Source organism: Alsobacter sp. KACC 23698 (genome assembly GCF_045348435.1).
Classification (GTDB): Bacteria; Pseudomonadota; Alphaproteobacteria; order Rhizobiales; family Beijerinckiaceae; genus Alsobacter.
In genome coordinates this window covers 1,881,987-1,906,062 of the sequence record NZ_CP157484.1, presented here as the reverse complement: position 1 = coordinate 1,906,062, position 24,076 = coordinate 1,881,987, and the positions used below count along the sequence as shown (strand labels likewise).

Sequence of the window (24,076 nt, the reverse complement as noted above, 5' to 3'; positions counted from 1 at the left end):
CATCTGGAAGGAGCGAAAGGGACGTCAGTGGCTCCGGGCGGACCAGCCGTCCCGCACCAGGGCCTTGAGGTCCGCCAAGGTCATCGCCTCGAGGCCGATCTCATCCAGCAAGTCGTTCTCGCCCGCGAAATCACGGCCGTAGAGCGCCGAGAAGATGTCGATGCCGGCCTGATGGAGAGTGGCCGGCCGGCCGGTCAGCTTGCCCAGCAGCACGGTCGGGCGCAGCCCGAACGGCGCGTCCTCCAGCACGTAGCGCGTGTCGATCGTGGCCGGGCCGTTGCCGCCATTGCCGCGCGCCGCAAGCTCGCGCGCCATCTGGCCCACCGGGCCGGGCTCGACATGAAAGGACAGGTGGTAGTGCTCCCGGATGGTGCGAACCTGATAGCCGGCCGCTTCGGCGATCGCCAGGCGCTCCGCGTCGAGAGCCTCCAGCAGCCGGCCGACGGAGTCGGTGTTGTTCTCGTTCTGGCCCCAGGTCTCGCCGTGCTCCATGCGGGTGAAGTTGCACAGCGCGATGCCGAGGTGGTTCTGCGGGTTGAGGTTCGACAGCGAGATGGCGAGCGCGTCGGGCCTTTCCACGAAACGGTCGCCGAACAGCGCCTGGCAGGTCGCCAGGCCCCGCGCCGCGGCGGAGACCGGAATGGTGGCGATGTCCACCTTGGCCCGGACCGTCGCGACGTTGACGCTGGCGTCGCCCGTGCGGCGACCCGCCGTGATCGTGGTCCCCCAGACCACCACGGGAATGTCCAACCCGCGCTCGGCGATCTTCTTGGCGAGGTAGAGACCGCTGAACGAGGTGTGGGAGCTGATCAGGGCCACCTGCCCGGCCTCGAGGTGCGGCGCCGCCGCGTCCATGGCCGCCCGATGGCCGTTCGCCGGCAAGGCGAACAGCACGGCGTCGGCGCCGGCGATGGCCTCGCCGGCGCTGGACGCCATCCGGACCGGGAACGAGCCGGTGAGAGCGCCCGTCGCGGTAAGCGGCTCGCCGCGCGCGATGCTCCTCCCGCTCTGGCCCGAGGGGGACCAGAGCACCGGGTCATGTCCCAGCGACGCAAGCAACGCCGCGTTTCCATAAGCGATCGAGCCGGCGCCCAAGATGGCGACACGCATGTTCAAGATCCTCAGCTGGATTCCATTTCGGGTGGATGATTTGGATAGGCCGCGTTCAATACTTGTAGCCGGCCTTCTCCATGTATTTCTTCGCCAGCTCGAAATCGTACGCGATCGGCTTCAGAAGATCGTGGTCGTAGTCTTCGGAGGTGAAGGGAATCGGCACGGTGCCAGGCTTTCCGAAGCCAGATACGACATTCTTGATGATCTGCTCGCGCGGGATCATGTGGCTCATGGCCTTCCGGACGTAAGCCGCCGCTTCGGCCGCGCGGCTCGGGTCCTGCTTGCCGAGAGGCGTCTCGACCCCTGTGCCGAACACCGGGTGGTTCATGTTGAGGCAGGTTTGCATCCACTTGAACGAGTCGAAGCGGTTCACCGTGCCCCAGGACGGGTCGATGGTGTCGAGCAACCCGCCGACGTCATACATCGGGTCGTGCGCGTCGATGTCGCCGGACTTGATGGCGCTGAGCACCGCGTCGGCGCCCTGGATGTTGACGACATAGAACGTCTTCACGTTGCCGGTCGTCTTCTTCCAGTAGTTCTCGTTCTTGACGTACCTGTACGCCTTCCGGGACGGATCGAATCCTTGCGGAATCCATGGTCCGGTGCCGACGCCGCCCTTGGCCTCGAAGACCTTGCCGTCCGAGGTCTTCACCGGGAACGTGCCCACCCACGTGCTGATCACGTGGCCGCGCAACTCCTCGGGCTTGAGCCCCTGGTAGGCATGCTTCGGCATGATGGCGATCACCGGCAGGACGAAGTCCTGGAACATGATGTTCGGCTCGGGAAGCTGCACGGTGATCTCGTGCGCGCCCGTGACCTTGTAGGCGTCCTTGCCGCCCATCACGGTCGCCAGCGGCGCCTGGAAGACGCTGCCATAGGCCTTGTCGATCACGGTGTCCCAGGTGAACTTGACGTCCTCGGCGGTGAATTCCTCGCCGCTGTGCCACTTTACGCCCTTGCGCAACGTGAACACCCAAGTCTTGCCATCGTCCGAGGTCTTCACCGACTCGGCCAGCGCCGGGACAAGCTTCTTGTTCGCCCAACTGTCGTATTCGAAAAGGGCGTTGTACACGGGGCCGAAGATGTTGGCCTCGTTGTAGCCGCTGCCATACATCGGGATGAGCTGGCTAGGCGGCTGCCAGGAGGCGAAGGTGGCGGTGACGTCGCCCGTCGCGCCCTCGATGGTCCAGTTCTCCGGGCGGGGAAAGAACACCGGGTTATAGGTGGTCGAATCCATGCCCTTCAGCTTCGGATTGGTGATGATCACCTCTTCCGGGTAGAAGACGATGTGCAGCGGCTCGATCTCATACCAACGCTCGATGAAGGCATGGATGGCGGCTTTGCGCTCCTCGGGGCTGACCGCGCGCGAATACTTCTCGATGGATTCGTCGATCTTCTTGTCCGAGATCCGGTAGAAATTCTGCCCGTTCGGCGGAACGTTCTTGCTGTGGAACAGCGTCTCCGGCAGGGGCACGAGGCCGCTGTAGTAGATGCGCTCCGAGTACATGTCCCAGCCGCCGTCCACGTGCGTCTTGCCGGTGTCGTTGGCGCGGCGGGCGATCACGACCGACGGGGGCTGGTAGCTCGACACGACGTCGATGCCCAGGCGGGCGAACTGCTTGCCGATCAGATCCGTCCAGATCATGCGCGACTGGAGGTTGTTGAAGATCATCAGGTAGAGCTTGAAGAAGGGCGGCTTGGCGAGGGCCGCCTCCGGGATGCCGCCGGCCGCGAGCGCGGCGGCTCCGGCGCCGGTCCACTTGAGCAGGTCGCGTCGGGTCGTGTCCGTAGTCATGGCTTTCCCCTCTGGTTTTGCGTTCAGTGTGTCTGGGCGGATTCCGGGGCGCTCACGCCTGGAACCGAGACGGACGGAAGGACTCCAGCTCGGGCCGCTCGCGGCCCCGCAGGACCTCGTCGGCCACCAAATGGCCGAGCGCCGGCGACAGCGTCACCCCGCTGTGCGTGACGGCGACGTAGTAGCCGTCGACGCCGCGGGTGGGCCCCACGGTCGTGAGCCCGTCCGCCGGAATGGGACGCACCGTGGTCCGCACGGCTTCGACCTCCGCGCCGGCGAGGCTGGGCAGCAGCTCCGTGGCGCTTGCGAGCGCGAGCCGCGCTTCCTCGCAGTCGGGCGTGCGGCTCTGCAGGGCGGCGAAGCGATCGTCGAGCGAGTCCTTGCGGATCATCAGCCGCCCCGCGCCATCGGGGCGGACATCGAGATCGGGCGCATGGAACGGCCGCCTGAGGTCGATCCCGACCGGCGGAGTGAACACCAGGAATCCGATCGTGGGCGCGAGCGGCACGTTCGGCGCAGTGTCGCGCACCGTCTCATTGGACCAACGCCCGGTGCAGTTGATCACCAGGTCGGCGTGGTGCACCTCGCCGGCGGCGTCGCGCGCGCCCACCACGCGGCCCCCGCGGGTCTCGAGGCCGGTCACCCGCACGCCGCTCTTCACGACCGCGCCATAGCGTTGCCGCGCCGCCCGCAACATGGCGCCGGCGTAGAGCACAGGGTCGACCCACCCCTCCTCCGGGCAGAACACGATCTGGGCGTCGTCGGCCACGGCGTCGACCGCGATCTCAGGCTCCAGCTCTTGCAGTCGCCGTTTGTCGATGAACTCGGCGGCGTAGCCCCAGTCCCGCAGGCGGGCCACCTTTTCGGCCTGCGCGGCGACCTCCGCCGGGCTCACGCGCCACTCCAGGCTGCCGCTCTGGTGGAACCAGGGCGTCGCGCCGAATTCGTCCTTCAGGGCGGCGTGCGCGCGCATCCCAGCGACATTGAGGTCATGGTAGGCGCGCGGCGGCTTGTTGTTGGCGTTGGTCCAGGCGAAGCTCACGCCGGAGGTCCCTCCCCCGACCCGCGTCGCCTCGAGCACGGTGACCTGGGCGCCCCCTTGCGCGACGCGGTAGGCGATGGAGCTGCCGAGGACGCCGGCTCCGATGACAATGACGTTCATCCTGGTGGATCCTGTTGAGTTGCCCGGGCTAGCGGGGGTTGTGACAGGCGAAGGCGTGTCCGCTCTCCGATCCGACGAGGGGCGGACTGTGGTTCGAACAGATGGGCAGCGCGGCGGGGCAACGCGTGTGGAACACGCAGCCCGAGGGGCGCCGGATGGCGCTGGGGATCTCGCCCTGGATGGCTTGGCGCGGGGGCTGCCGCGACGGATCAGGGACCGGGATGGCGGCGATCAGGGCCGCCGTGTAGTGATGGCGGGGCCGGTCGAAGATCGCGTCCGCCTCGCCGATCTCGACGACATCGCCGAGATACATTACGGCGATGCGGTTGCTGAGAAACCGGACCGAACTCAGGTCGTGCGAAATGTACAGGTAGGCGAGGCCGAGATCCTCCTGCAGGTCGGCGAGCAGGTTGAGAATCTGGGCGCGCACCGAGACGTCCAGAGACGAGACGGGCTCGTCACAGATCAGCAGGTCCGGCTGCACCGCCAGGGCGCGCGCGATGCCGATGCGCTGGCGCTGACCGCCCGAGAACTCGTGCGGGTATCGGTCGGCATGCTCCGGCGCAAGGCCCACCCGCTCCAGCAGCCGCTCGACGGCGTCGCCCCACTCCCCCCGCGGAACGTGGCCGTGCACGCGCAGGGGCTCGGCCAGGATCTGCCGCACGCTCCAGCGGGGGTTCAGCGAGAGGTAGGGATCCTGGAAGACGTACTGCATGCGCCGGCGCAGGGCGAGCACCTCACTGCGGCGGTTTCGCGCGAAGATGTCCCGGATGTCGACGCCATCGAGCCGAATGTCTCCTGCCGTGGGCTCCACGAGATTCAGGATGGAGCGGGCCGCCGTCGTCTTGCCGCAACCGCTTTCGCCGACGATGCTCAGGGTTTCGCCCTTGGCGACGCTGAAGCTGATGCCGTTGACGGCGCGGAGCTCAGCAGCAACCGTCCGCCGGAACACGCCCCGCCGGTGAAGCGGATAGCTCTTCACCAGTCCTTCGACCGCGAGAACCGGCGTGTTGACTGGGGCGCCTGCCTCGTTCGTGACGCTAGGCATGGTCGGGCGCTCCCAAGCTTCCGCGCTTCAGGCAGCGCACCACCCGCCCCGCTTCGACGGCGACAGGCTGAGGCGTGAGCCGGGCGCACTCCGGCTCGGCCTCGGGGCAGCGCCCGGCGAAACGGCAGCCAGTCCCGAGGGCGTGCCCCGGAATCGCGGCGCGCCCCACCGTCGGCAAGCGCTCGCGACGGCCCGAGGCGTCCACCGCATAGCGGCGGTCGATGCGCGGCGTGCTGGACAGCAGCGCCTGCGTGTAGGGATGGGAGGGCCGCGCGAAGATGGCGTGCTTGTCGCCGGTCTCGCAGACCTGGCCGGCGTACATCACCGTGATGCGGTCGGCGATCCGCGCGATCACGCCCATGTCGTGGGTCACGAAGACCATCGACATGCCGAGCCGCGCCTTGAGAGCCTCGAAGAGCTCCAGGATCTGGGCCTGGATGGTGACGTCGAGGGCCGTCGTCGGCTCGTCCGCGAGGACGAGCGCCGGATTGCACAGCAGGGCCCTCGCGATGCAGACGCGCTGCTTCATGCCGCCGCTCATCTCGTGCGGATACTGCGACAGCCTGCGGGCCGGATCGGTGATCCCCACCAGCTGGAACAGCTCCTCGACCCGTTGCATGGCGGCCGCCCTGGGAAGCTTCTCGTGCGCCTTCAGGATCTCCGCCAGCTGGGCGCCCACCGTCATGAGCGGGTTGAGCGAGTAGCCGGGGTTCTGAAACACCATGGCGAGCCGACGGCCGCGCAGGCGCTGCATCTCGCGCTGCGACTTCGCGACCAGGTCCTCGCCCTCGAACAGGATGCGACCGCCCATGATCCGCGCGGGTGGCGGCAGCAGGTTCAGGATGGCCAGGCTGGACAGCGTCTTGCCGCTGCCCGACTCCCCGACGATGCCCATGGTCTCGCCGGCGCGAACCTCATAGCTCACGTCCTCGACGATCCGCACGGGCCTGTCCCAGGGCGGAAAGGCGATGCGCAGGTTCTCCACGGACACGAGCACGCGCGCGGGCTGCGGCGTCTCCGTCGTGGCGGCCGGCGTTGGGGCCGCCTGGGCGAGGCCGGGACTCGCCATCAGCTTTTCGCCCGCGGGTTGAAGGCGTCCGTCAGGCCGTCCGCCAGGAGGTTGAAGCCGAGCACGGTCACGAAGATCGCTCCGCCGGGGCTGAGGGAAGCCCACGGGGCGACTTTGAGGGCCTCGTAGTTGAAGTAGAGAAGCTGCCCCCAGCTGATCGCCGCCGGATCGCCGAACCCGAGGAAGCCGATCATCGCTTCGGCCAGGACGGCTCCGCCGATGCCAAGGGCGATGATGACCACCAGCGACGGCAGGGCGTTCGGAAGGATGTGGCGGAAGAGGATGTCGGCCGAGGTGGCGCCGATGCAGCGCGCCGCCTCCACGAATTCCTGGTGCTTCAGCCGCAGGAATTCTGCCCTGGTCATGCGCGCGATGGGCGCCCAGGAGAACATCCCGATGAGCAGGATGATCACGCCCAGGTTGAGATAGGGAACGCTTTCGAAGGGCGTGTTGACGATCGCCACCCCCAGAAGCCGGACGACGGCGAGGATGACCACGAACATCGGGATGACCAGGAAGAAGTCGGTGAAGCGCATGAGCACTTCATCTGCAAGGCCGCCCCGATAACCTGCGACGCCGCCGATCAGGACGCCGATCAGCGATGCGATCGACATCGCCCCGAGCCCGACGGCCAGCGCCGTCGGCGCGCCGTAGATCACCCTGCTGGCGACGTCATAACCCATCCGGTCCGTGCCCAGCGGGTGGGTCCAGCTCGGCGGCGCTTTGGCGCCCGGATCGATCATGGCCGACTGGTCCTGCGGATCGAAGGGGGCGACGAACGGACCGACCACGGCGGTGGCCACCACCAAGAGCACGAGAATCAACCCCAACATGCCCGTCCGGCTGCGGGCGAAGCGGCGCCAGCCCTGGCGCCAGACGCCGTTCGCAGGACGGCGGACAGGCGTGCTGGACGGCGTCTGAACGGCGGCGAAAGTCTGCTCGCTCACGGCGTCACTCCAGGCTGATGCGGGGATCGATCAGGACGTAGATCACATCCGTGATCAGGCTCGTCGCGATCAGCATGAAGGCGATCACGGTGCTGGCGCCCATGATGACCGGGTAGTCGAGCTGGTGGATGGAGGAGACGTAGAGGTAGCCGAGCCCGGGCCACGTGAAGACGGACTCGGTCACCGGCGCGGTTCCCAGCATCAGGCCGATCAGCAGGCCCAGATAAGTCAGCATCGGGATGAAGGCGGCGCGCAGGGCGTGCACATAGATGACCCGCCGTTCCGGAATGCCGCTCGCCCGCATGGCGGCGATGAAGTCGCTTTTCAGCACGTCCACCATGTTGGAGCGCATCAACAGGGTGAGCGTGGCCGTGTTGAAGAAGGTCAGCATCGTCACGGGCAAGATCTGGTGCCAGATGGCGTCCAACAGCGGGCTGCCCCACAGCGGATTGCGCGTGGAATAGGCGCCGTAGCTCGGCAGCCAGTCGAGCGTGTAGGAGAAGACGAGGATCAGCAGGACGCCGAGGAAGAAGGCCGGCAGCGACTGCCCGAGAAGCGCCACGCCCATCACGGTGAAATCGGAGCGCGAATGCTGGCGTCGCGCTGCGGTGATCCCGAAGACGATGGAAAGCGCGAGCGCGATGACCAGCGCCGGGACCTGGATCTTGAGGGTCTGCCACCCCCATTGCAGGATCATCGATCCAACCGGTTGGTTGTAGATGATGCTGGTGCCGAAATCGAGGTGAAGGAGCCGCCCGAGCCACAGGAAGTATCGTGCGATGGGCGGATGATCCAGGCCGTAATAGGCCTTCATCTTGTCGAGGACTTCACCCGTGATTCCGGGAGTCTCGGCCATCATCAACTCGATCGGATTGCCGATGGAATTGATGAGAAAAAAGATCGTGGCGCTGACCCCCAGCATCAGCACGGCGGCGAACATCAGGCGTCGGGCGAGGAAGACGGCGATGCGTGGCAAGGAAACGCGCCTCTCTTCTCTGAATCTGCAGAAGAGCGCTGTCCCCGTCACTTCCCTCTGGAAGGACAATGCCAGCTCTTTGATCTGCATCAACGTGAAGAGAGCGTAGGGGCGTTATGATGTCGCAGTCAAAGAACATGTTTTTACTAAGTCATTCCTCCAGGTTATAGCCGGCGGGCTGCGCTGCGTCGCACAACTTCATGTCTCCGTACGGAAGCCGAGGCGCTCAAACTCTTCCTCGAGATCCTGCGTCAGCGCGTCGGCTAGCGTCGAACTCGTGAGATTGAGCGGCCTCAAGTGCCAGACCGGAAAAGAAATTCCGGGATTGAAGGGCTTCAGCACGAGGCCGCGCCCCTTGAAGGCCTCGGCGTTGATCTGGTCGACGATCGCCACCCCGGCGCCGTTGGCCACCAGGGCGCAGGTCATGTGCGCCATCGGGGCCTCGATCATGATCCTCAGTTGGACGCCAGCCGCGTCGAACGCCTTCTCGATGATGGTGCTTCGTTCCACCGCGCCGATGGAGATGAAATCCTCGCCCGCCAGATCGTCGGGCTGCAGCTCGCGCGCGCCGGCAAGCCTATGCCCTTCCGGCACGATGCATACGCCCGGGATGCGGGCGATGACCCGGCAGGCCACATTGGGGTGCTGCGTTGAAGCGTTGGTGATGCCGATGTCGATCTGCCCCGCGATGGCCCACTCGATCACGCGTTCCGAGCTGCGGGAATGGAGGGCGACCGTCGTGTTTTCGTGCTTTCGCCGAAAGCGCGCGATGAGGGGCGGCATGATCGTTCCGGCCAGTGCGGGCTTCACCCCGAGATTGAGCCGCCCGAGACGCATCTCCCGGATGCCTTTCGACATCCGTTCGAGTCTCTCGATCCCCTCCCAGGTCCGCTGAACTTCCGAGTAGAAGAGTTCGCCGTCACGGGTCGGCTTGAGGCGACCTTTCAAGCGCTCGAACAGAACGATTCCCGTCGTACGCTCAAGATGAACGAGCATTTTGCTGGCTGCTGGCTGAGAGATGGCCATGATTTCGGCCGCCTGCGTCAGCGTTCCAAATCTCATGATGTGACGAAAAAGCTCGACATGCCGCAGATTCAATCCGCCCCTCCCCAGCCGCCGGCCCGACCTGACGTCAAGCAGCGATGTGATCCGTAGACCGGAGCTTCGGGCATTCGGGTCGTGGGTCAAGATGTCGCGTGTTGCTTGCGCTGCCCGTGTTGCTCCGCTTTCGCGCTGGAATGTGAGCCACGTCGCTTCGCATCTCGGCGACGTCCTATGGCTCCAGGCGCAAGCAGGTGGGCAGGGGCCATGGTCCCGCCCAACGTCCGCCACCATCCCCTTTACCTTTCACAGACGTCCTTCATGTCTGCAGGAGCTTCCCGTGACTCAGCCGATATCCCGCCGCACCCTCATCGCCGGAGGCGCCGCGGCCGTCGCCTCGGCGACGCCATTCAGGCTGGCGGCCGCGCCAGTCGGCCCCTTTGTCGACAGCGCGCGCGACATCGAGGCGCGATTGAAGGCGCGGGTCGGCGTGATGGTGTCGGAGGTCGGAACGGACCGTCGTTGGGCCTACCGGCAGGACGAGCGTTTCCCAATGGCCAGCACCTTCAAGGCTTTTGCCTGCGCCGCCCTGCTGGCGCGGGTCGATGCCGGCGAGAGGCGGCTCGATGATCGCGTTGCGGTCAGAAGCAGCGATCTCGTGTCCTACGCCCCCGTCACGGAGAAGCATGTCGGCGGCACGATGAGCCTCGCCGAGATCTGCGCCGCCGCCACGGGGGTGAGCGACAACACGGCGGCCAACCTCATCCTCGACGCGATCGGCGGTCCGGCGGGCTTGACGGCGTTCATGCGCAAGATCGGCGATGCGGACACGCGACTGGACCGTCGCGAAACCGAGCTGAACGAGGGGACCCCGGGCGACCTCCGCGACACGACCACCCCTGCCGCCGCCGCCGAGAGCTTCCGAAAGCTGGTGCTGGGCGACGTTCTTTCGGCGGGATCCCGCCGGCAGCTCCAGGAATGGCTGGTTGCGAACCAGGTCGCCGGGCCGCTGCTGCGGGCGAGCCTTCCGCAAGGCTGGCGGATCGCCGACCGGTCCGGCGCCGGCGGTCATGGGACGCGCAACGTCCTCGCGGTGCTTTGGCCACCGCGCGGCCTGCCGATCGTGTCTGCCATCTATCTCAGCGAGACCGACGCCTCGATGGACGCCCGCAACGCCGCCATAGCCGAGATCGGCCGCGCCATGATCCGTGTCGTGGGAAGCTAAGCGTCGACGTCGACGCGAATGGACGCCACCTTCTCGTGGCCGCGCCCTGTCGGAGGCGCCCCTTACGAGGCACGCAGGACGGTAAAGGGGAGGCTCCAGCGACGGCGGCGCGGAATTCCAAGAGCGTCAGCGCGGTCCAGAGGGCGGCGACCAGGACGACCCGGCCACCCCGACGCGCCCGGGCGCAAATCGGTCGAGCACGAGCGCCGCGAGCGGCAGCGCCTCGACCATGTGGGTGGCGAGGGACGAACCGCGCCGCCACGATGGCGCAACCTCATCGCCGAGCTTATCCGGCCTGAACTGAGGGCGCAGGCCGCTGAGATTTTGCGGAGCTGAATCGACGAGATCCGGCGCCTTTTTCTTGTAATCGATCGAAGGCGATCGTGAGCCGGCCGGGCCGCGCTTCCTGCGCGGCGCAGCCGTCTTGGCGACTTTTTGACGTCCGGCGAGGAAATCGCAAACGACGTGTCGCTGGTGCGGTCGGCCGGCTCGGCTTCGAACCAGATCGTCGAAGCGGCCCGCAGCGTCGTCGGAACGACCAGCGAGATCTCGTCGGCCACCACCGGGCAAGCCAACGGCATCGACGAGAGAGCCGCGCCATCTCGGACATGGACGAGATGACCCAGCAGAACGCGGCGTTGGCCGAGAAAAGCGCCAGCTCGGCCGGACTGCTGGAGGAGCGCATCCGAGAACTGGACGAGGTGCTCGCTGGCTTCAAGACCCACTCTGCCGGCGCGCGGGGGGCGCCAGCCGGTGAGACGGGTCGCCTGACGCCGAGCCTCACCATGCGCGCCAGGCAGCCGTTCATCCTCCCGGTCGGTGTTTCCGAGCGCTCGCGCCTCACCGGGCGTTGCACAGACTGGTCCGCTGCATCATCCGAAACGCGTAGATGAGGCGCGTTTCGGTGCCCAGGCTCTCCCCCATGCTCTTGAGGCATTTCTTCTGCAGAGCGCTGAACGATCTTGGGCGGGCGTCGAGCACACACAGGGTGCCGAGACGGATGGATCGGGAAAAGACGATCGGCGCGCCCGCGTAGAAGCGGATGCCGGGGTCGCCCGTCACAAGCGGGTTCGTTTCGAACCGGTGGTCGCGAGACGCATCGCTCACCACCAAGACATCCTCGTGCAGGATCGTGTGGTTGCAGAAGGCCGCCTCGCGCGGCGTCATCGCGAAATCCAGGCCGATGCTGGCCTTGAACCACTGGATGTCCTTGCTGAGGAAAGAAACGGCCGCCATCGGCGCGTCGAACAACTCCGCCGCAAGCCGACACAACCGGTCGAAATTGTGCGAGGGCTCGGAGAATATCAATCCGGTCTCGTCGAGAACCCTCAGCCGCTCGGCTTCGTTTGGGGGAACCGGGTACATCACAAGTCTCGGGGTTGGTTTTTCGGGCTGAAAGTCGCCGGCCGATCCTGCATTGTCTTTGGTCGCAACTGCGTCAGCGGCCGCGCCGGACGGTCGCGTCGTCTGTTTCGGCCGCGATCCTGGCTCATCTTGATCTGCCCGTAATCTGCCTGAAGAGCCTTGAATATGTGGGTGGCTCATTTGAAGCTGGATGTATTGATCAAATCATAATATCAGTCAGTCTAAGTCATTAGAACAAAATTTGTGTGCAATTGGTGTCTTGCCACAAGCAACTTTTGCCGTTGCTTTTGCGGTGAACGAATTTCGTTCTCGTCCGCTTCGCCGGCCGGACTCGACGCTCGTCCGCGTGCCGACGGACGCCGTTTCGAGCCGGGGCGCTAGGCGAGCTTGACCGCGCCCTTGCCGTCCGACGCGACCAGGAACTCGAGCCCCGCAGCTTCCAGGATGTCCCGGAGCTTGGCGACGTTGCGAAGATCACGGTTGTCCGGCACGCCATCCGCAGCTTCGATCCGCCTGATCGTGGACACGGAGACGCCGGACGCGGAGGCGAGCTCTCGCACGGACCAGTTCAGCAGCCCGCGCGACGCGCGCACCTGCGCGCCGCCGACGAGGTGCCGGCTGCGGACCAGCGACGAAGCCGCGACGGTCTGCGGTGGCGCGGCGCCGTCGGCCAGGAACTGGCAGGCGCCGATCCACTCGCGGATCTTGCCCTCGCGGTCCCGCACGGGCGCGCCGCGCGATCGGATCCAGACGTAGGTCCCGTCGGATCCTTGCAGGCGGTAGTCGACCGTCTCCGCATCGGTGGACGAGGCTTGCCGCTTCAGGGCTTCGCGGGTTCGTTCGCGATCGGCAGGGTGGACGGCGTTCAGCCAGCCCCAGCCAAGCATGTCGCTCGGGGCTTGTCCGGTGACGGCGGCCCACTGGGGACTGTCGACAAGCTTCCCATCGATGCCCGCCGTCCACAGGATGTCGCCGGCGATCGAGGCCAGCGCGGCATGGCCCGACTCGAGGACGTCGATCTCTGCGCCGAGCCGCTGCAGGGCCCGTTCCGCCTCCTTGTGGGCCGTGATGTCGAACGTGATCCCGACGACGCAGTTCGGCCCATTCTGGACGTTGCGAAGCAGCTTCCCGCGCGCCCGCACCCAGCGCACGCGGCCGTCCTTGTCTTTGAGCCGGTACTCGATGTCATAGGGCGCGCCGGAGTCCTCGGTGCGCCGCAGGGCGGCGTAGACGCGGTCCACGTCCTCGGGATGAATCCAGTGCTCCAATTCGCCCACGGGGCCGCATCCGGTGCCCAGGACCTCCTGCGCGTTGTCCGAGCGCAGAACGTGGCGCGAAGCCGTGTCGTAGTTCCAGGCGACCATGCGAGCCGCCTCCAGGGCGAGCCCGCGCCGCTCGGCCTCGAAGAGGGCCTGTTCCTCGGCCCGGCGGCGCTGGTCGATGTCCTCGATGGCGCCGATCCATTCGCGGACGCGTCCATCCGGATCCTTCAACGGAACCATCTTGGAGAGGCACCAACGGTACTCGCCCGAACGGTGCCGCACCCTGAAGCTCGAGCTCATGCTCGACCCGAGGTCCAGGGCGTCGAAATAAATGCCCTTCACCCAGCTCACATCGTCGGGGTGAACGGCGGAGAGCCAGCCATGGTTCTGGGAGTTGTCGGGCGTCTGGCCGGTGAACTCGAACCAGAAGCGGCACTCGAGTTGCTGGCCGTCCGGCGTCGCGCGCCATTCCCCGATGGAGTTGAGCGTGACCAGGGCCCGATAGCGCTCTTCGCGGGCGGCGAGCTCGTTCTGCGCCTGTCGAATGCGCGTGATGTCGAACAAGGTCCCGGCGGCCCATCCCGGGTTACCTGACCGGTCGCGAAAGATCTCCCCCTTGTTGGTGACCCACCTGGAAGCGCCGTCCCGACCGAGCGTCCGGAACTCGATGTCGAGGTCTTGGCCTTGCATCCTGGCCGCCGTCGTCCTGGCCGCGACCGCGTCGCGGTCGTCAGGATGGACCATGGCGAGGAACGTCGTGAGATCGGGCGAGACCTCGCCGGGGACGAGGCCCAGCAGGCGAAACAGCCCGTCCGACCACGTGAGAGAGCCGGTTGAAAAATCCCACTCCCAGTTGCCGACGAGCGGAACGGCCGCTTCGTCGGGCGCGCTGACCAGCGAGGCCGGTCGAGCGGCGCCGTGAAGAGCGTCGGGGATCGAAAGGACGGAAGAAGCCATGGGCGAGCGATCTCAGCTGGGGCGCGGCCTGAGGCTGGTGGGCGAAAAGGTTTGTTCACGCAACCAGAACGAATGTCCGTAACCGCAACCCTGACCGTCGCCGAGAGCAGATTTTGCTCATGCCATCGTTTGCGATACCGGCGTGAGCAAATTTCGTCGGCCGCGAATGTCAGCCCGGCTCCATCGGTCAAGGCGGCCAGCGTGGCGGACGCCTATCGGCTGCGCGCGGCGTTCCGGGGCGGACGCACCATGGCGGTGTTTCCGGCCGAGGTGCTGGTGCAGCTTTATGGGGCGCTGGCCGACGTGAAAGCCGTCATGGCCGCCATGGCGCTGGCCACGCAGGCCCTCGTATTCGTCTCGGTGCTGGTCTGCGTGTTCGCGCTGGCGTCCGCCCGCCGGCGCGACATCGCGGTGCTGCGCTCTATCGGCGCGCCGCGCGGCTTCGTGTTCGCGGTCGTGTGGCTCGGCGTCTCGCTGCTCGTCTGCGCAGCCGCCCTCGCCGGGATGGCGATGGGGTTCGTCGCCACCGCGGGCGCTTCGGCCCTCCTGTCGGCGCGGTTCGGCATCGTACTGAACGCGCGGATCGGACCGGACGAATGGGCCATGATGGCTCTCGCGGCGGCTTTGGGCGCCCTCCTCGCCCTCGTTCCGGCCCTCGCGGCCTACCGGGGCAGCGTCGTCACCGGGCTTCGGGGCGGGTAGTCCGGGCGTCGCTTCGCCACCTGCGGCCTCGTTTCAGCGCACAGCGCGTAGGTCGGCGGCCGAGCGCCCCCGCTCGTACCAGCCCTGGCTCCGGTTCACGATCCAGACGACCGACAGCATGACGGGCACCTCGACCAGCACGCCGACCACCGTGGCGAGGGCCGCGCCCGAGTTGAAACCGAACAGGCTGATGGCGGCGGCGACCGCGAGTTCGAAGAAGTTGCTGGCGCCGATCAGCGCCGAGGGCCCCGCCACGCAGTGCTGCTCGCCGGCCCAGCGGTTGAGCAGGTAGGCCAGACCGGAATTCAGGTAGACCTGGATGAGGATCGGCGCCGCCAGCAGCGCGATGACGCCGGGCTGGGCCAGGATCTGCTCGCCCTGAAAACCGAACAGCAGGACCAGCGTCGCCAGCAGGGCCACGAGCGAAAGCGGCTGCAAGGTCTGCAGCAATCGCGCTAACGCGCCCTCCCCGCTCGCCAGCAGGCGGCGGCGCAGAACCTGAGCGAAGATCACCGGGATCACGATGTAGAGCGCGACAGACAGGACGAGCGTGTTCCAGGGAACGGTGATCGCCGACAGTCCGAGCAGCAGGCCCACGATCGGCGCGAAAGCGACGACCATGATGATGTCGTTCAAGGCCACCTGGGACAGCGTGAAGTGGGGCTCGCCTCGCGTCAGGTGGCTCCACACGAACACCATGGCGGTGCACGGGGCGGCGGCCAGGATGATCAGCCCGGCGATATAGGAATTGATCTGGTCCGCCGGCAGCAGCGGCCGGAACAGATAGCCGACGAAGAGCCAGCCCAGCAGCGCCATCGAGAAGGGCTTGACGGCCCAGTTGATGAACAGCGTCACGCCGATGCCGCGCCAATGTTCGCGCACCCGCCCGAGCGACGCGAAGTCGATCCGGATCAGCATCGGCACGATCATCAGCCAGATCAGCGCCGCCATCGGGAGGTTGACCTTGGCCAGCTCCAGCGATCCGACGGCGTGGAATACGCCCGGGACCAGGTGACCAAGCGCCACGCCGACCACGATGCAGAGGCCGACCCAGACGGTGAGGTAACGTTCGAAGGTCGACATGCCGGCTCAGGCGTCCTGCTGTGACGAGACGCCCGGGGAGGCTCCATCCATGCCGCCGATGTCGCGCACGCCGTGGCGCAGCGACGCCGGATCGAGCTTGGCGACGGGCAGCGCCAGGAAGGCGGAGATGCGGTTGCGCATGAGGCGGAAGGCCTCCGCGAACGCCCGCTCCTTCTCGATGTCCGTCCCCTCGACGGCGGCCGGATCCTCGATGCCCCAATGCGCGGTCACCGGCTGGCCCGGCCACAACGGACACGCCTCGCCCGCCGCGCTGTCGCAGACCGTGAACACGAAATCCATGCGGGGCGCGCCTTCGACGGCGAACTCGTCCCAGTTCTTCGACCGGTAGCCGTCCGCCGGATAGCCGAAGGCTTCCAAGATGCGCAGCGCAAACGGGTTCACCTCGCCCTTAGGCTGGCTGCCCGCCGAGAAGGCGCGGAACCGGCCGGCCCCGTCCTTGCGCAGGATGCCTTCGGCCAGCACCGATCGGGCGCTGTTGCCCGTGCAAAGAAACAGGACGTTGAAGACGGGTTCAGACATCGGCCGGCTCCGGACAGCATGGGGCGAGCCCGGCCAGAGCCGGGTTGCAGATTTCGGGATGGCCTTGGCAGCAATCGTCGGTGAGAAACCTCAGGAGATCGCCCAGGCCATCGTAGCAGGCGCTGTAGATGATGGAGCGTGACGCCCGCCTGGACCGGACGAGGCCCGCATGCTCCAGTTCCTTGATGTGAAACGAGAACCGCGACGAGCTCGCGCCTACCGCTTCGGCCAGGACACCGGCCGCCATGCCGTCCGGACCGGCTTTGACCAGCACGCGGATCATGTGCAGCCGCGTCTCCTGCGAAAGAGCCGCGAACGCCGCCAGAGCCTCTGAGTCCTTCATCGTCTCAACATCTCTATAAATGTTGAGACGATGATTACAACTTGGCCGAGGCGCAGGCAAGAGGCTCAGCGGCGGCTAGGTCAAAAACGCGTCGAACGCCGCCCAGAAGCGGGCGCGCACCGCGTCGGTTTCAAGCAGCACCTCGTGGGCGCAGTCGGCGAGCGTCACTGTCCGGGCGTTCGGCAAGGCGGCGCCATGCGCCAGGGCGGCGGCCGTCGAAGTGACGCGGTCCCGGTCCCCGGCGGCGATCAGCACCGGTGTCGCAATGGCCGACCCCTCCCGCAGCGCGTCCATGGCTTTCAGGGCGGCCTGCACCCATCCGATCGTCGGACGCCCGACCGTCAGGTGCGGAGCGTGGGCGACGATGTCGGCGGCCCGGCCATACCGCACCGGGCACGAGGTCAGCAGGTTGTCGCGCGTGAACGGCGCCGCCACCTCTCCGTTGCGCTGGCCGCCCGGGATCGAGGCCTGACCGAGGCCCACCGCCGCGAAGGCGGCGGCGAAGATCCGCGCCACGTTGGGCCGCAAGCTCGGTGCGAGCGCGATCATGGGCGCCGTCAGGACGGCGCTTTCAAAGAGGCCGGCGTTCCTCGCCAGCGTCTGCAACAGCACGTTGGCGCCCATGGAGTGCGCCAGGGCATGAAACGGCCGCGGCAATCCGGCGAACCACCGCTTGGCCACGATGTCCTGCAAATCGGCCACATACGGCTCAAAGCTCTCCGCGTGGTTCAGGCGCGGATCAGCGACGAGCCGCTCGGATCCACCCTGCCCGCGCCAGTCGAACGTCGCGACTGCGAAGCCGCGCGCCAGCAGATCGCGGACCGTCTCGTAGTATTTCTCGATGAAATCGGCGCGGCCTTGAATGATCCAGACCGTCCCGCGCGCCGTCCCGGCCGGCCGCCAGGACGCGAAGCGCACCTGAATTCCGTCCCCCATCCTGAGCACGCCGCTTTCCACGCCTTTTGGCGTGGGATCGGACGGCAAGGAGACCAAGACGCTGGTGGCGGACCATGCAGAAGCGCTGCGCTTGGTTTGTGTCAGCTCCCGGCGGGTCCGCTGGAACAGCGAAAGGGTCTGGGTGGAAAACATGCGCGCGTTCACCCGCAAGGCGCCGGTCGACCGGAACCTTGCCTTGTGCCTGCACGCGCCCTGTCATGCAACTGTAATAGGCGTCATCAACCAAGTGATCGTGCAGGCATGACCTGATCAGCCGACAGCAATCGGCCGATTAGACCATTCAGGGCCGCAACTGACTCCACGGGGTCGCCGACGTTGAAGATCGACAAATCGGGCGCGACATCGATCGTTTCCGGCGCTGCGCGCGCAAGCCGCGCTTCGATGTTTTCATTGCGTCCGCGCGCGGCAAGGCGCCGTCCGAGGATGTCCGGCGGGGCGGTCACGAGCACGACCGCGACCTGGGCGAAGCGTCGCCGCGCCAACGGGATGACCGCGCGTGATACGTTCACGATGACCGCGCGCCCATGCTGCACCGCATCGACGACAGAGGGCGGAAGCGCGTAGCAGAGCCCATGCGCCTGCCAGGCCAGCGGGTACAACCCTCGCGCCTCGCCGTCCAGAAACGCCTCCTCGGTGATGGTGTCGTGATCCTCGAATGCGTCCGCCGGCCGACTGACCAGCCGTCGCGGGAACATGACCCGGCTGTCCCCTGCAAAGGCGTCGCGCGCGAGGCCGATCAGGGTGTCCTTGCCGGCGCCGCTCGGCCCGACCACCAGCACGAGCCGTCCAGGCCCGAATGCGCCGCCGGTCGTCACGAGATGCGCCGTCCTTCGCGCCACACGGCGCGCACGGCCGGAAGATCGCCCTGCGTGACGCGCACCAGATCGGCGCGCAGGCCGACCTCGATGCGACCGCGATCCGTGAGCCCGGCCGATTGCGCCGGATTGTCCGTCACCGTCGCGACGGCGTCCGGGAGTGTGATCGCGGGCACGCGGCGGTGGAGGTCGAAGGCGGCGTGGATCAGGCTCGCCGGCACGTAGTCCGACGAGAAGATGTCGAGCATGCCGAGCCGCGCCAGCTCCTCGGCTGCGACGTTGCCGGAATGCGAGCCGCCCCGCACCAGGTTGGGCGCGCCCATGAGGACGCCGATGCCGGCCGCGTGCGACGCCTTGGCGGCCTCCACGGTGGTCGGGAACTCGGCGATCGACACGCCGTCGGCGAGCGATTCCGCCACGTGCTCCAGCGTCGCGTCGTCGTGGCTGGCCAGCGACACCTTGTTCGCCTGGGCGATCGCCACCAGCGCTCGGCGGTTCGAAACGCCGTAGCGCTCGTTTTCCTCGATCCGGCGGGACACCAGCTGCTGCAGCTCGGCTTCGGTCAGCGAAGTCTTGCCCCGGTAGTAGACGAGGAACTTCTCGACATCCCGGAACTGCCGCTGCCCCGGCGTGTGGTCCATCAGCGACATGAGGTGAATGGGCCGTTTGGCCAGGAACGCCTTCGTGACCTCGATCACGTCCGGCGTGCAGATCTCGCAGCGCAGATGGGTGAGGTGCTCGGCCCGCAGGAGGTTTCGGGCGCGAGCCTCGTCCAGCGCGTCCGCGAGGATCTCCAGGCTGTTGGTCACGGCGTCGCGGCGGTCTTCCTGGCCGGCGCGCAGCGAATCGAACACCGTCGTGATGCCGGATCCGGCGATCTGCGCGTCATAGGCGAGAACGGCGGATACGGCGGGCCATTCCACGGCCGGGCGCGGCTTGTAGTGCAGCTCCAGGTGGTCGGTGTGCAGCTCGACGAGCCCGGGGATGAGCGTGTCGCCGCCCAGGTCGAGCCCCTTCTCGGGACCAACTCCCTCGCCGATTTCGACGATGCGGCCGTCGCTCACCGCCACCCAGCCCTTGGCGACGACATGGTCGCGGAGCACCAGCGTGGCGTTGGAGAGCACGTAGTCGCGCGGGTCCATGGGATCTCTCAGGCTGCGGCGGAAAAGCGGGTGACGTCCACGACGCGGTCGGCCACGCGGTCGCGCACGTCCTCGTCGTGGAAGATTCCCAGGATGGCGACGCCGCGACGCTTCTTGCCGTGGATGAGCTCCACCACGGCCGCGCGGTTGCGGGCGTCGAGCGAGGCGGTCGGCTCATCGAGCAGCAGCACCGGGTGCTCGGCCACGAAGCCGCGGGCGATGTTGACGCGCTGCTGCTCGCCGCCCGAGAAGGTGGCGGGCGGCAGAGTCCAGAGCCGGCGCGGCACATTGAGGCGCTCCAGCAACGCGGCGGCGCGCTCGGCAGCCTCGACAGACGATGCGCCCTGCTCGACGGCCGCCTGCGCGACGAGGTCGAGGGCGGACACGCGCGGGATCACGCGCAGGAACTGGCTGACATAGCCGAGCGTGGTTCGCCGAAGCCGCAGCACGCGGCGCGGCGCGGCGCGCGCAACATCGACGCGATGGTCGCCGTCGCGCACCCAGACGTGGCCGTCGTCGCACCGGTAGTTGCCGTACACGATCTTCAGCAGCGAGGACTTGCCGGCGCCGGAAGGCCCGCCCAGCACCACGCATTCGCCCGGGCTGACGGCGAGCGACACGTCGCGCACCACCGGCAGGCGCGCGCCGCCTTGCAGGTGCATCGTGAAGGTCTTGCCCACGCGGTCGATCGAGAGCGATTCCATGTCAGACCTGCAGCACGGAGGAGACGAGCAGTTGCGTGTAGGGCTCGCGCGGGTCGTCGAGCACCTGGTCGGTGAGGCCCGTCTCGATCACCCTGCCCTGCCGCATCACCATGATGCGGTGCGACAACAGGCGCGCGACCGCGAGATCATGCGTGACGATGATCACCGCGAGGCCCAAATCGGCGACGAGCCCGCGCAGGAGATCGAGCAGCCGCGCCTGCACGGAGACGTCGAGGCCGCCGGTCGGCTCGTCCATGAACACGAGGCGCGGATGGGTGACGAGGTTGCGGGCGATCTGGAGGCGCTGGCGCATTCCGCCCGAAAAGGCGCGCGGCTGGTCGTCGATGCGATCGGCGTCGATTTCGACGCGGCCAAGCCAGTCCACGGCCGTGTCGCGGATGCGGCCATAGTGGCGCTCGCCGACCGCCATCAGTCGTTCGCCGACATTGGCCCCGGCCGACACGCCCATGCGCAGCCCCTGGCGCGGATCCTGGTGGACGAAGCCCCAGTCGGTGCGCATCAGGAAGCGACGCTCGGCTTCCGAGAGCGCGAACATGTCGCGCAACACGCCGTCGCGCATGCGGTAGCGCACCGCGCCGGCGCTGGGGGCGAGCTGGGTGGAAAGCACGCTGAGCAGCGTCGACTTGCCGGAGCCGGATTCGCCGACCACGGCCAGCACCTCGCCCGCGTAGAGCTCGAACGACACGTCGGCGCAGCCGACGCGCGCGCCGTACATCTTGCCCAGCGTCTCGACCTGAAGCAGCGGCAGTTCGTGGCCGGCACTCATGGCTCGCCCCCTCCGGCCGGCGCGTCGGCGAGCATCTCGCCCCGATGTCCCTCGGCGCGGCGGGTCTCACAGAAATCCGTGTCCGAGCAGACGAACATGCGCCCGCCCCGGTCATCGAGCACGACCTCGTCCAGGTAGACGCCATGCGCGGCGCACAGCGCGCAGGGCTTGTCGAACCGGTTCACCTCGAAGGGGTGGTCCTCGAAGTCCAGCGACACGACCTGCGTGTAGGGCGGCAGCGCGTAGATGCGCTTCTCGCGTCCCGCGCCGAAGAGCTGCAGCGCCGGCGATAGGTGCATCTTGGGATTGTCGAACTTGGGCGTCGGCGACGGGTCCATCAGGTAGCGGCCATTCACCTTCACCGGATACGCGTAGGTGGTCGCGATGTGGCCGTGCCGGGCGATGTCCTCGTAGAGCTTTACGTGCATGAGGCCGTACTCCTCGAGCGCGTGCATGGTGCGCGTCTCGGTTTCGCGCGGCTCCAGGAAGCGCAGCGGCTCGGGGATCGGCACCTGGTAGACGAGGATCTGGTCCTCGGTCAGCGGCGCCTCCGGGATGCGGTGGCGCGTCTGGATTATGGTGGCGTCCGCCGTCGACGTCGTGGTGGCGACGCCGGCCGTGCGGGCGAAGAACTTGCGGATCGAGACCGCGTTGGTGGTGTCGTCCGAACCCTGGTCGATGACCTTGAGCACGTCGTTCTCGCCGATCACCGCCGCTGTCACCTGCACGCCGCCTGTGCCCCAGCCGTAGGGCATCGGCATCTCGCGCGACGCGAACGGGACTTGGTAGCCCGGGATCGCGATGGCCTTCAGGATCGCGCGGCGGATCATCCGCTTCGTTTGTTCGTCGAGATACGCGAAGTTGTATCCGGCCGTCATGGGGGCGTTCATTCGGCCGTTTCCCTGCGCGGGGCCGCCTCTGGCTGTTTCGCGGCGACGCGCTCCGCGTGCTCGCGGCGCAGCTGCCGGATCAGGCCGAGCTCGGCCTGGAAGTCGACGTAATGCGGCAGCTTCAGGTGCTCGACGAAGCCGGTGGCCTGCACGTTGTCGGAGTGCGACAGCACGAATTCCTCGTCCTGCGCCGGCGCGACCACGTCCTCGCCGAACTCGCGGGTGCGCAGCGCCCGGTCCACAAGCGCCATCGACATGGCCTTGCGCTCGGACTGGCCGAACACGAGGCCGTAGCCGCGGGTGAACTGGGGCGCGACTTCGGCCGACCCATTGAATTGCGTCACCATCTCGCATTCGGTCAGCGCGACGCGGCCCAGCGTGACGGAGAAGCCGAGGTCCTCCGGCGTGAACGCGACCTCGACCTCGCCAAAGCGAATCTCGCCCACGAAGGGATGCGTCCGGCCAAAGCCGCGCTGCGTCGAGTAGCCGAGCGCCAGCAGGAAGCCCTCGTCGCCGCGCGCCAGATTCTGCAGGCGCAGATCGCGGTCGGCCGGGAACTCCAGCGGCTCGCGGGTGAGATCGCCCACCGGGCGATCCTGCGCTTCACCGGGATTGGTTTCGATGAGGCCCTCATCGTTGAGCAGGCCGGTGACGTGCGGCGCTTCAATGGGCTCTCCCGCCCCCGCGACCGCCGGTTCGGCAAGCTCCACGCCGGCAGCCAGCGCGAAATCGACGAGGCGGTGCGTGTAGTCGAAGGTCGGGCCGAGCACCTGTCCGCCGGGCAGGTCCTTGTAGGTCGCCGACACGCGACGCTCGATCACCATGCCGGCGGTGTCGACCGGCTCGGACGCGCCGAAGCGCGGCAGCGTCGTGCGGAACGCGCGCACCAGGAAGATCGCCTCGATCAGGTCGCCGCGGCATTGCTTGATCGCCAAGGCGGCGAGATCGCGGTCGTAGAGCGAGCCTTCGGCCATGACGCGGTCGACCGCGAGCGCGAGTTGCTCGTCGATCTGGGCGGGCGTGATCTCGGGAACGGCGGGATCGCCGCGCCGTGCGTGATCGAGGAGACGATGGGCGTTATCGATCGCCCGTTCGCCGCCTTTGACTGCGACATACATGGAATGATCTCACTTCCCGACGATGGTCGAGCGGGGCAAGGCGGCGATCCGGTCTCCTTGCGCGAACACGATGTCGACCCCGCGCGGAAACAGGCCGTGGTTGTCGGAGAGCTGGGCGAGGAAGTCCGGTGGCAGGGGGCCGGCCGCGAAACGGTCTTCTCCGTCGACGCCCGGCCCGGCCAGGCGCCAGTCGCCCTCGCGGTCGAGCCAATCGACGCCGATCACGACCGTGGTGGAGCGGTCCGGATAGTTGGCTGAGCCAAGGGCGAAGCAATCGAGCGGCAGGAGCTGCGCGGCGTTGGCCACAAAGGCGAAACTGGCCTTGCGCGGATCGCTGACGATCGGCGCGCCCGTGTGGAAGCGCAGCCAATCGTGGACGGCCGGGTCGGCGGACAGCGCGTCGTCGAGCCAGACCGGGCTCTCGAAATCGCACATCGCAAGCGCCAGGGCGGCGGCGGCCGAAGCCATGTCCCCGGGCGGATCGACGGCGACCTGAAGTTCGCGCACCGTTCCCGGGCGGGCCATGGCCATCATGACGCAGCGAAACACCGATTGGGCGTCGAAGACGGGGCGCTGGAAGCCAGCGTTCAGAGCGGCGGACATCAGTCTTCTCCCCGGACCAGCGTGAAGAAATCGACCCGTGTCGCAGCGGTCCGTTCGGCGCGTTCGCGCCGCTCGGCCTCGATGCGCGCGCGCACGGGATCCAGAAACACGGTTTTGACCAGCGTCTCGTCGCCGCGCAGCCATACGGCGTCGATCACCGCCGCCAGCCGCGCGCGGATGGGGTCGCGGCCGAGCAGATACGACATGCCGACCTCGCCCGTTTCCAGGCGGACGGCCGCGCGCGTGACGGTCGCCTCGCCGAGATTGAAGGGCGCGCCGTCGCCGCCGATGCGGCCGCGCAGCATGACGAGGCCGATCTCGGGAGACCGCAGGTCGCGAGACGCCGGCCGTCCGAGCCGGGCGACCGCCTGCTCCAATTCGTCGAGCGTCGCGAGCGCCGCGACCGCCATTACGGCCTGTCGTCCCTCTTCG

At 67.5% G+C, this 24,076-nt stretch carries 25 protein-coding genes; 2 read left to right on the top strand and 23 right to left on the bottom strand.

Going from position 1 to position 24,076, the window contains the following annotated elements; genetic code table 11:
* Nucleotides 1-24 precede the first annotated feature (24 nt).
* The 8 genes from ABEG18_RS08885 to ABEG18_RS08850 form a co-directional block, all read right to left on the bottom strand.
* Nucleotides 25-1,110 carry an NAD/NADP octopine/nopaline dehydrogenase family protein gene (locus ABEG18_RS08885; protein ID WP_406857706.1) on the bottom strand — a complete coding sequence of 362 codons (1,086 nt, stop codon included), beginning with the start codon at nt 1,108-1,110 and terminating at the stop codon, nt 25-27.
* A 55-nt stretch (nt 1,111-1,165) separates the two neighbouring features.
* Nucleotides 1,166-2,908, bottom strand: a complete 1,743-nt coding sequence (locus ABEG18_RS08880) for an ABC transporter substrate-binding protein (RefSeq protein ID WP_406857705.1) — start codon at nt 2,906-2,908, stop codon at nt 1,166-1,168.
* Between the two features lie 52 nt (nt 2,909-2,960).
* Entirely contained in the window at nt 2,961-4,070 is a 1,110-nt protein-coding gene (locus ABEG18_RS08875) for an NAD(P)/FAD-dependent oxidoreductase (protein ID WP_406857704.1), read from the bottom strand.
* A 28-nt stretch (nt 4,071-4,098) separates the two neighbouring features.
* Complete coding sequence (locus ABEG18_RS08870) at nt 4,099-5,118, bottom strand: ABC transporter ATP-binding protein (protein WP_406857703.1); 1,020 nt, start codon at nt 5,116-5,118, stop codon at nt 4,099-4,101.
* Entirely contained in the window at nt 5,111-6,187 is a 1,077-nt protein-coding gene (locus tag ABEG18_RS08865) for an ABC transporter ATP-binding protein (RefSeq protein ID WP_406857702.1), read from the bottom strand. Before ABEG18_RS08865 ends, ABEG18_RS08870 begins: the two co-directional genes overlap by 8 nt.
* A complete protein-coding gene (locus tag ABEG18_RS08860) occupies nt 6,187-7,134 on the bottom strand; it encodes an ABC transporter permease (RefSeq protein WP_406857701.1) in 948 nt (315 codons plus the stop codon). The genes ABEG18_RS08865 and ABEG18_RS08860 overlap by 1 nt, the downstream gene beginning before the upstream one ends.
* 4 nt (nt 7,135-7,138) lie before the next feature.
* Nucleotides 7,139-8,110 carry an ABC transporter permease gene (locus ABEG18_RS08855; RefSeq protein WP_406857700.1) on the bottom strand — a complete coding sequence of 324 codons (972 nt, stop codon included), beginning with the start codon at nt 8,108-8,110 and terminating at the stop codon, nt 7,139-7,141.
* Nucleotides 8,111-8,308: 198 nt separating this feature from the next.
* Entirely contained in the window at nt 8,309-9,208 is a 900-nt protein-coding gene (locus tag ABEG18_RS08850) for a LysR substrate-binding domain-containing protein (protein ID WP_406857699.1), read from the bottom strand.
* 415 nt (nt 9,209-9,623) lie between these two features.
* On the opposite strand from ABEG18_RS08850, the gene bla reads away from it, so the two are divergent.
* Nucleotides 9,624-10,376 carry a class A beta-lactamase gene (bla, locus tag ABEG18_RS08845; protein ID WP_406857698.1) on the top strand — a complete coding sequence of 251 codons (753 nt, stop codon included), beginning with the start codon at nt 9,624-9,626 and terminating at the stop codon, nt 10,374-10,376.
* Nucleotides 10,377-10,502: 126 nt separating this feature from the next.
* Here the strand turns inward: bla and ABEG18_RS08840 are convergent, their stop codons facing one another.
* From ABEG18_RS08840 to ABEG18_RS08830, 3 genes are all read right to left on the bottom strand, one after another.
* Nucleotides 10,503-10,946 carry a hypothetical protein gene (locus ABEG18_RS08840; RefSeq protein ID WP_406857697.1) on the bottom strand — a complete coding sequence of 148 codons (444 nt, stop codon included), beginning with the start codon at nt 10,944-10,946 and terminating at the stop codon, nt 10,503-10,505.
* A gap of 270 nt (nt 10,947-11,216) precedes the next feature.
* Nucleotides 11,217-11,741 carry a GAF domain-containing protein gene (locus ABEG18_RS08835; RefSeq protein ID WP_406857696.1) on the bottom strand — a complete coding sequence of 175 codons (525 nt, stop codon included), beginning with the start codon at nt 11,739-11,741 and terminating at the stop codon, nt 11,217-11,219.
* Between the two features lie 377 nt (nt 11,742-12,118).
* Entirely contained in the window at nt 12,119-13,960 is a 1,842-nt protein-coding gene (locus ABEG18_RS08830; protein ID WP_406857695.1) for a PAS domain-containing protein, read from the bottom strand.
* Nucleotides 13,961-14,161: 201 nt separating this feature from the next.
* On the opposite strand from ABEG18_RS08830, the gene ABEG18_RS08825 reads away from it, so the two are divergent.
* Entirely contained in the window at nt 14,162-14,662 is a 501-nt protein-coding gene (locus ABEG18_RS08825) for an FtsX-like permease family protein (RefSeq protein ID WP_406857694.1), read from the top strand.
* Between the two features lie 33 nt (nt 14,663-14,695).
* Here the strand turns inward: ABEG18_RS08825 and arsB are convergent, their stop codons facing one another.
* From arsB to phnG, 12 genes are all read right to left on the bottom strand, one after another.
* The gene (arsB, locus tag ABEG18_RS08820) at nt 14,696-15,745 is read right to left on the bottom strand and encodes an ACR3 family arsenite efflux transporter (RefSeq protein WP_406857693.1); all 1,050 of its coding nucleotides are present in this window, start codon (nt 15,743-15,745) and stop codon (nt 14,696-14,698) included.
* 6 nt (nt 15,746-15,751) lie between these two features.
* Nucleotides 15,752-16,285, bottom strand: coding sequence for an arsenate reductase ArsC (locus ABEG18_RS08815; protein ID WP_406857692.1), 534 nt, complete (start codon nt 16,283-16,285; stop codon nt 15,752-15,754).
* Complete coding sequence (locus tag ABEG18_RS08810) at nt 16,278-16,628, bottom strand: ArsR/SmtB family transcription factor (protein WP_406857691.1); 351 nt, start codon at nt 16,626-16,628, stop codon at nt 16,278-16,280. Before ABEG18_RS08810 ends, ABEG18_RS08815 begins: the two co-directional genes overlap by 8 nt.
* Before the next feature lie 75 nt (nt 16,629-16,703).
* A complete protein-coding gene (locus ABEG18_RS08805) occupies nt 16,704-17,729 on the bottom strand; it encodes an alpha/beta hydrolase (RefSeq protein WP_406858570.1) in 1,026 nt (341 codons plus the stop codon).
* A gap of 74 nt (nt 17,730-17,803) precedes the next feature.
* On the bottom strand, nt 17,804-18,400 hold the full coding sequence (phnN, locus tag ABEG18_RS08800; RefSeq protein WP_406857690.1) for a phosphonate metabolism protein/1,5-bisphosphokinase (PRPP-forming) PhnN: 597 nt from the start codon (nt 18,398-18,400) through the stop codon (nt 17,804-17,806).
* Nucleotides 18,397-19,542 carry an alpha-D-ribose 1-methylphosphonate 5-triphosphate diphosphatase gene (locus ABEG18_RS08795; protein WP_406857689.1) on the bottom strand — a complete coding sequence of 382 codons (1,146 nt, stop codon included), beginning with the start codon at nt 19,540-19,542 and terminating at the stop codon, nt 18,397-18,399. Before ABEG18_RS08795 ends, phnN begins: the two co-directional genes overlap by 4 nt.
* Before the next feature lie 8 nt (nt 19,543-19,550).
* Nucleotides 19,551-20,246, bottom strand: coding sequence for a phosphonate C-P lyase system protein PhnL (gene phnL / locus ABEG18_RS08790; protein ID WP_406857688.1), 696 nt, complete (start codon nt 20,244-20,246; stop codon nt 19,551-19,553).
* Between the two features lies 1 nt (nt 20,247).
* Nucleotides 20,248-21,033: a phosphonate C-P lyase system protein PhnK gene (phnK, locus tag ABEG18_RS08785; protein ID WP_406857687.1), complete on the bottom strand. Its 786-nt coding sequence runs from the start codon at nt 21,031-21,033 to the stop codon at nt 20,248-20,250.
* On the bottom strand, nt 21,030-21,923 hold the full coding sequence (locus tag ABEG18_RS08780; protein WP_406857686.1) for an alpha-D-ribose 1-methylphosphonate 5-phosphate C-P-lyase PhnJ: 894 nt from the start codon (nt 21,921-21,923) through the stop codon (nt 21,030-21,032). Before ABEG18_RS08780 ends, phnK begins: the two co-directional genes overlap by 4 nt.
* Nucleotides 21,920-23,041: a carbon-phosphorus lyase complex subunit PhnI gene (locus ABEG18_RS08775; RefSeq protein ID WP_406857685.1), complete on the bottom strand. Its 1,122-nt coding sequence runs from the start codon at nt 23,039-23,041 to the stop codon at nt 21,920-21,922. The genes ABEG18_RS08780 and ABEG18_RS08775 overlap by 4 nt, the downstream gene beginning before the upstream one ends.
* Nucleotides 23,042-23,050: 9 nt before the next feature.
* Nucleotides 23,051-23,644, bottom strand: coding sequence for a phosphonate C-P lyase system protein PhnH (gene phnH / locus ABEG18_RS08770; RefSeq protein WP_406857684.1), 594 nt, complete (start codon nt 23,642-23,644; stop codon nt 23,051-23,053).
* The gene (gene phnG, locus ABEG18_RS08765) at nt 23,644-24,054 is read right to left on the bottom strand and encodes a phosphonate C-P lyase system protein PhnG (RefSeq protein WP_406857683.1); all 411 of its coding nucleotides are present in this window, start codon (nt 24,052-24,054) and stop codon (nt 23,644-23,646) included. Before phnG ends, phnH begins: the two co-directional genes overlap by 1 nt.
* Between the last annotated feature and the right edge of the window lie 22 nt (nt 24,055-24,076).